The sequence below is a fragment of the Gordonia sp. (in: high G+C Gram-positive bacteria) genome, from assembly GCF_020438995.1.
GTDB lineage: Bacteria > Actinomycetota > Actinomycetes > Mycobacteriales > Mycobacteriaceae > Gordonia.
In genome coordinates this window covers 1-6,877 of sequence record NZ_JAGQTN010000287.1, presented here as the reverse complement: position 1 = coordinate 6,877, position 6,877 = coordinate 1, and the positions used below count along the sequence as shown (strand labels likewise).

Below are 6,877 nucleotides of genomic sequence, written 5' to 3'. Positions count from 1 at the left end.
TCCGCCTCGCTCAGGTGCCTGTCGTACCCGACCACTAACCTCTGTAGTCGTGTCAGGTGCGTCGTTGTCCGTGGTCCCGTCGCCGGTTACCGTGCGTGCACCGGCCAAGGTCAATCTGCACCTGGGGGTAGGTCCCCGACGGCCCGACGGTTATCACGACCTGGTCACCGTCTTTCAGGCATTGTCACTGCATGACGACATCACGGTGCGCACCGCTCCCGCATTGTCGGTGCACACCCACGGTGAGGGCGCCGCGTTCGTCGCCGACGACCGCACCAATCTCGCCTATCGTGCGGCGGTCGCACTCGCGGCCTGGGCCAACCGGGGCTCCGGGCTGGCCATCGACATCGACAAGGCGATCCCCGTCGCCGGCGGTATGGCCGGGGGCAGCGCAGATGCGGCCGCAACACTCGTCGCCGCCGCCGAACTCTGGAAACTCGACATCGACCGCGCCGCACTGTCCGAGCTCGCCGCCGGGCTGGGCTCGGATGTGCCGTTCGTGCTGCATGGCGGTACCGCGCTGGGAACCGGCCGCGGGGAACGACTCGTGCCCGTGCTCTCGCGTGGCGAGTTCCACTGGGTGCTCGCCCTGGCCGACGGCGGCCTGTCCACACCGAAGGTGTTCGCCGAACTCGACCGGCTGCGGGAGGCCCGTGCCGCGCTCGATGATCCCGCACCACCCGACGAACTGCTTGCCGCGCTGGCCACGGGAGACCCGCGCGCGGTCGCACCGCTGCTGTACAACGACCTGCAGCCCGCCGCACTCGGCATCAAACCCGTGCTGCGCCGGACACTGCGCGCCGGAACCGAGGCCGGGGCGCTCGGCGGCATCGTGTCCGGGTCCGGTCCGACGTGCGCGTTCCTCTGTGCCGACCAGCAGTCGGCAGTCGCGGTGGCCGCCGAACTCGCCGGCGCCGGGGTGGCGCGCGGCGTGCGGGTGGCCGTCGGTCCGGTGCCCGGTGCCAGGGTGGTCGATCACGGCTGAGCCGCGGGCGTGCGATGTCACCGAACTCGCCGCGCGGCTGCGGCGGGCGGGTTGCGTATTCGCCGAGGACGAGGCACGCATCCTCACCGACGCCGCGATATGCGACGGAGTGCTCGACGCAGATCTGCTCGAAACGCTGGTCCGTCGGCGCGAACTCGGTGAGCCGCCCGAACATATCGTCGGGTACGTGGAGTTCGCCGGGCTCCGGCTGTCGGTCGGGCCGGGGGTGTTCATCCCGCGTCAGCGGTCGGTGTTCCTCGCCTCGTCGACCCTTGACGCGGTTCGCGACGCAGGTGAACAGCCTGTTGTGGTTGAGGCGTACTGCGGCGTCGCGCCGATCGCGTCGGTGATCGCTGCCGGGGTCGATGCGCGGGCGCCGGAGCTGATCGTCGTCGATCACAGTCCGGCGGCGCTGACGCACGCCCGGCGCAACCTGCCGGCGGCCGTGCGGGTGGAACGCGCCGCGCTGCCCGGCGAGATGGACGCGGTCCTGCGCCGCGCGGGTGTCCTCGGATCGGTGGACGTGATGGCGGCCGTCGCGCCCTATGTGCCCGGGACGCAGCGGGATCTGCTGCCCGCCGAGGCCACCGATCACGAACCCGCAGACAGTCACGACGGTGGCCCCGACGGCCTCGACGCGGTGCGCGGGCTGATCGACGGCGCCCGGCGCTGGTGCTCTGTCAGCGGGGTGATGCTGCTCGAATGTCACCGGGACCAGGCCGCGGCGGCACTTCCCCACGCCGGTGATCGAGGACTCGATTGCCGGGTGCGTCCCAGTGACGACGGTCAGACCGCGGTTCTTGAGGTCCGGGCACCACAGTGACATCTGTGGCTCAGGGTCAGCGGCCGGGGTGAGCTATCGTCTTCGGGTGGCACCCTCCAACCCGACGGCCCTGATCAACGCCGACCGAGTCAGCAAGAGCTTCGGCATCAAGCATCTGCTGGACACCGTCAGCCTCGGCGTGCACGAGGGGCAGCGCATCGGGGTCGTGGGCCTCAACGGCGGCGGCAAGACCACCCTGCTGGAGATTCTCGGTGGCATCACCGAACCCGACAGCGGGCGGGTGTCGCGGGCCGGCGACATCCGCGTCGAGACTGTCACCCAGCGTGGCGAACTGCCCGCAGGCGCGACTGTTTCCGAGGTTGTGGTCGGTGCTGACGTGGCCGAGCACGAGTGGGCAGGCGACGCCCGGGTGCGTGCCATCCTCGCCGGTATCGGTATCGACGCCCTGCTCGATCGCCGCGTCGACGAACTCTCCGGTGGGCAGCGGCGCCGCGTCGGCCTGGCCGCCGCGCTTATCTCCGACGCTGATTTGCTGATCCTCGACGAGCCCACCAACCACCTCGACATCGAGGGCGTGCAGTGGCTGGCCGAGCATCTGGTGGCCCGGCGCAGCGCGCTGATCGTCGTCACCCACGACCGCTGGTTCCTCGACACCGTCGCCACCCGTACCTGGGAGGTGCATTCGGGCCGCGTCGACGAGTACGAAGGTGGTTACAACGACTGGATTTTCGCGCGCGCGGAACGGGTCCGGCTCTCCGACGCCGCCGAGGAACGCCGCCGTAACCTCGCCCGCAAGGAACTCGCGTGGCTGCGTCGCGGGCCGCCGGCACGAACGTCCAAGCCGCGCTACCGGATCGAGGCCGCCGAGAAGCTGATCGCCGACGTCCCGCCGCCCCGCGACACGGTCACCCTGTCGGCCTTCGCCCGCCGCAGGCTGGGCCGCGTGGTCATCGAACTCGAGGACGCACACCTCGAAACACCAAGCGGTGTAGTACTTCTCGACGACCTCACCTGGCGGATGGCGCCGGGTGAGCGCGTCGGTCTGGTCGGGGTCAACGGATCGGGCAAGACGACGCTGCTACGAGCGCTCGCCGGTGAGGCGAGTGTTGCTCCGGGACGCCGGATCGAGGGCACCACCGTCAAGATCGGCTGGCTGCGCCAGGAACTCGACGACCTCGATGAGGATCAGCGGGTCCTCGACGCCGTCGAGGATGTTGCCGGCCGGATCATGGTGGGCGACAAGGAGATGTCGGCATCACAGCTCGCCGAGCGGCTCGGATTCACCCCCGCCAAACAGCGCACGCCGGTGCGGGACCTGTCCGGCGGCGAACGTCGCCGCCTGCAACTGACGCGGGTACTGATGGCCGAACCGAACGTGCTGCTGCTCGACGAACCCACCAACGACCTCGACATCGACACCCTGCAGCAGGTGGAGGACATCCTCGACTCGTGGGCGGGCACCCTGGTGGTGATCAGCCACGACCGGTACCTGATCGAGCGGATCTGCGACAGTACTTGGGCGTTGTTCGGCGACGGCAAACTCACCAACCTGCCCGGTGGTATCGAACAGTATCTGCGCAGGCGGCATGAGCTCGTGGCCTCGGCGTCGCCCGTCTCTGCACCGAAACAGGCTGCCGCCGTGGGTGATTCCAATGCCGAATCACCCAGACTGTCCGCCGCCGAACACCGTGAGGCACGCAAGACGATGAATCGCCTTGAGCGCCAGATCGAACAGTTGTCGGCCAAAGAGGACAAACTGCACGCCGACCTCGTGGTGGCCGCAACCGATCCGGCGAGACTCGTCACCCTGAATACCGAACTCAAATCGGTTGTGGAACAAAAGGAAACCGCCGAAGCCGAGTGGCTCGAAGTCGCCGAACTCCTGGACTAGCAGCGTGAACGACACCACCGACACCGCGATCAGCGACGACAGACTGCCCGTGCGGCTGCTGCATGCGTACAGGGCACGGTTCAGTCTCGCCGGTCTGTCGACGGCGCTGGTGATGCTGTGGCTGTCGGTGACGCCGTCGTTACTGCCGCGCGATGCCCTGTTCCAGGGACTGATCAGCGCCATCTCGGCCGCCACCGGCTACCTGCTGGGTGTGTTCCTGTCGTGGCTTGTCCGGTACCTGATCTCCCGCGACTCTCCGTGGCCGGACCCGCGTCGGACACACTGGCTCGCGTTGATCGCGGTGGCACTGGCCGGCACACCGATCATGCTGTTCTGGTTTTCCCACTCGCAGGACGAGATCCGCGACCTGATGGGGATGTCACACATGTCGTGGCATGCCTACCCGGCTATCGCGCTCGTCTCGCACGTCGTCTTCGTTTTCCTGGTGCTACTGGGCTGGGCGTGGGCCGACGCCGTGCGGGCGCTGACTCGCCGGCTCCGTAAGTTCGCCCCGCCCCGGATCGCCGCCATCACGTCGGCGTTGCTTGTCGCGACGCTGACCGTCCTCCTCCTCAACGGTGTGGTCGCCAAATACTCGATGCGGGTGATGAACTCGTCGTTCGCCGCACTCAACGACGAGACGACCGCCGAATCCGAACCGACGACGTCGCCGCTGCGTTCAGGTGGGCCCGGTTCGCTGGTGACCTGGGATTCGATCGGGCTACAGGGGCGGGTGTTCATCGGGACCGGGCCGGCAGTGGCGGATCTGGAACGGTTCAACGGCACCCCGGCCAAGGAACCCATCCGTTCCTACGTCGGTCTCGGAAGCGAGGGTGACCCGCGGGCGAATGCGAAGCTCGCCGTCGCCGAGATGGAACGCAGCGGCGCGTTCAGCCGCAAGATCATCGCCGTCGCGGGTACCACCGGCACCGGCTGGATCAACCGGTCGACCGTCGACTCGCTCGAATACATGTACAACGGCGACACCGCCACCGTCGCGATCCAGTACTCGTATCTGCCGAGCTGGTTGTCGTTCTTGGTCGACAACGAACGCTGCCGCCGCGCGGGGCAGGCATTGTTCGAGGCGGTATCGGCGCGGATCCGCAAGATCCCGGAAGGGCAACGCCCCAAGCTGGTGGTGTTCGGCGAAAGCCTGGGCACCTCGGGAGCCGAGGCCCCGTTCGGCACCATCCCCGATATCGCCGCCCGCACCGACGGCGCGTTCTTCGCCGGCCCCATCGTCAACAATCCGGTGTGGAAGGCGACGCTGCGCGACCGGGACAAGGGCAGCCCGGAGCGGCTGCCGATGTTCGAGAACGGCGACCTGGTGCGCTTCGTCGCCAACCGTCACGACATCGCCGCCGCCGAAAAGCGGCCGTGGCCGAGCATAAGCCGAATCCTGTTCCTACAGCACGCTTCCGACCCGGTGGTCTGGTGGGATCCGGGAACCATTCTGCGCAAACCGGATTGGCTGCGCGAAAAGCGCGGCCCCGACGTCCACCCCGGCATCCGGTGGATACCGCTGATCACCTTCCTGCAGATCTCCGCCGACATGGTCGCCTCCGACAAAGTACCCGACGGCCACGGCCACAACTACTCCAGCGAGATCCCCTACGCCTGGCAGGCGATCCTCCAGGTCCCCGGCTGGACCGACGGCAAATCCGCCCGCCTCGGCCCGGAGCTGGCCCGCTACTGAGCTTTTCGCGGTGGTACATCTGGATCATGTTGTCTGAGTTTGCTGTTGATCTCGGAAAACGAGATCAACAGCAAACTCATAAGAGGTAGCGGCGGAGATGGGTGGCGGTGTGGCCGGTGCCGTGATCGATCATCTTTTCGGGAGTGCCCTCGAAGACGACCCGGCCGCCGTGGTGGCCGGCGTCGGGGCCCAGGTCGATGATCCAATCGGCGGCGGCGATCACGTCCAGGTTGTGTTCGATCACGACGAGCGTGGAACCGCTGTCGACCAGACGGTCGAGCAATGCGATGAGGCGGGCGGTGTCGGCGACGTGCAGGCCGGTGGTCGGTTCGTCGAGAACAATGGGGTGTCCGGGCGTTCCGAGGTGGGTGGCGAGTTTGAGACGCTGGCGTTCACCGCCGGACAGGCTGGTGAGCGGCTGGCCGAGTGTCAGATACTCCAGGCCCACATCGCGCAGACCCATCAGCACTCGCACGATGGGCCGGGAGTCGAACCAGTCCAGCGCGTCGTCGACACTCATCTCGTAGACGTCGGCGATGCTCACCCCGTCGATCGTGATGGCCTGCGACTCCGGGGTGAACCGGCGTCCGCCGCACGCTTCGCACGGGGCGAGTACACCGTCCATGAACGCGAGGTCGGTGTAGATGACACCGTTGCCGTCGCATTCGGTGCACCCGCCCGTCGAGTTGGCGGTGAACAGACCGATCGGTGTGCCGGTCGTCTTGGCGAACAGTCGGCGGATCGGGTCGAGCATGCCGGTGAACGTGGCCGGGTTGGATCGGCGTGAGCCGCGGATCGGCCGCTGGTCGATCACCACCGTGCCGGGTTCGGCCTGCGGGAGGTGACCGAGGATCAAGCTACTCTTCCCCGATCCTGCGACGCCGGTGACCACGGTCATCACCCCGCGCGGAATCCGGGTATCGACGTCGCGCAGGTTGTGCGTGGATGCACCGGTGATGGTGACCCAGCCGTGTGGTGCCCGGCGCTCGCGCCCCGACGGACGTGGCTGGGCGAGGCCGCGGCCGGTGACGGTGCCGGCCTTGCGTAGTCCCGGGTAATCACCTTGGTACACAATGGCTCCGCCGATGGCTCCGGCGCCGGGTCCCATATCGATGAGGTGATCGGCGATCGCCATGATGTCCGGGTCGTGCTCGACGACCAGCACCGAGTTGCCGCGGTCGCGAAGCTCGCAGAGCAGAGCGCCGAGTGCCGCAACGTCCCGCGCATGCAGTCCCACCGTCGGCTCGTCGAATACGTACAGCATGTCCGCGAGCGCGCTGCCCAGGTGCCGCACGATCTTGATGCGTTGCGCCTCACCGCCCGACAGCGTCGATGTGGCCCTGTCCAGGCTCAGGTACCCCAGGCCGACGGTCACCATCCGCTGCAGGTGCACACGGAGACTGTCGATCAACGGCGCCACAGCGGGTACGTCGAGCCCTGCGACGAGCGTGGCCAGGTCGCTGATCTGCATCGCGTTGCAATCGGCGATCGACAGTCCACCGATCATGCTGCCGCGCACCG

General features: G+C 67.8%; 5 protein-coding genes. 4 read left to right on the top strand and 1 reads right to left on the bottom strand.

Annotated elements, in window-relative coordinates; all coding sequences use genetic code 11:
* The first annotated feature begins 49 nt into the window (after positions 1-49).
* The 4 genes from KDB67_RS20400 to KDB67_RS20385 are packed head-to-tail and all read left to right on the top strand — an operon-like array spanning position 50 to position 5,356.
* Positions 50-985: a 4-(cytidine 5'-diphospho)-2-C-methyl-D-erythritol kinase gene (locus tag KDB67_RS20400; protein ID WP_291019968.1), complete on the top strand. Its 936-nt coding sequence runs from the start codon at positions 50-52 to the stop codon at positions 983-985.
* A complete protein-coding gene (locus KDB67_RS20395; protein WP_291019965.1) occupies positions 960-1,808 on the top strand; it encodes an SAM-dependent methyltransferase in 849 nt (282 codons plus the stop codon). Before KDB67_RS20400 ends, KDB67_RS20395 begins: the two co-directional genes overlap by 26 nt.
* Positions 1,809-1,854: 46 nt before the next feature.
* Positions 1,855-3,660, top strand: coding sequence for an ABC-F family ATP-binding cassette domain-containing protein (locus tag KDB67_RS20390; RefSeq protein ID WP_291019962.1), 1,806 nt, complete (start codon positions 1,855-1,857; stop codon positions 3,658-3,660).
* A 49-nt stretch (positions 3,661-3,709) separates the two neighbouring features.
* Positions 3,710-5,356 carry an alpha/beta-hydrolase family protein gene (locus KDB67_RS20385; RefSeq protein ID WP_291019971.1) on the top strand — a complete coding sequence of 549 codons (1,647 nt, stop codon included), beginning with the start codon at positions 3,710-3,712 and terminating at the stop codon, positions 5,354-5,356.
* A gap of 76 nt (positions 5,357-5,432) precedes the next feature.
* Here KDB67_RS20385 and KDB67_RS20380 read toward each other — a convergent pair.
* Positions 5,433-6,877, bottom strand: a 1,445-nt coding sequence (locus tag KDB67_RS20380; protein WP_291019959.1) for an ATP-binding cassette domain-containing protein, incomplete at its 5' end; no start/stop codon positions are given.